1 protein-coding gene is annotated in these 393 nt (G+C 76.1%); it reads right to left on the bottom strand.

Annotation, left to right across the window (positions count from 1 at the left end):
• Window positions 1-207 precede the first annotated feature (207 nt).
• On the bottom strand, window positions 208-393 hold a 186-nt coding region (locus G3I78_RS50405; RefSeq protein ID WP_239158508.1), incomplete at its 5' end, for a carbohydrate-binding protein.

Consider the following 393-nt stretch of genomic DNA (forward strand, 5'->3'; position numbering starts at 1 on the left):
ACCACCACGAACGGACGGCGCACCGTCGCCGTCTCCGCGCACAGCCGCGCCGCGGACCCGCAGACCGCGGCCCGCCAGGAGGACGCACTGCGCACCCTCATCGACCACGCCCTGTGCCGCTCCGCCTGAGGCGGCGATCACACAGCAGCCCCCGCACCCTGGGAGAGGAGTGCGGGGGCTGCCGGCGCTCGGCGCGGGGTGGGGGGATCAGCAGGCGCCGAGGTCCTTCCAGACGCCCCACTGGCCGCTCTGGGCGGGGTTCTCGCCCGTCGTCCACCACTTCGCCTGGTAGGTGCGGCCCTCGTGCGAGACGTTCGCACCGCCGAGGTACACCGACCCGGCCGCCCACGCCGGTGCGGTGCACTCGCCGGGCTCGGGGTCCGTGGGCTCCGG

The sequence above is a fragment of the Streptomyces sp. SID13726 genome (assembly GCF_010548375.1).
Lineage (GTDB): Bacteria > Actinomycetota > Actinomycetes > Streptomycetales > Streptomycetaceae > Streptomyces.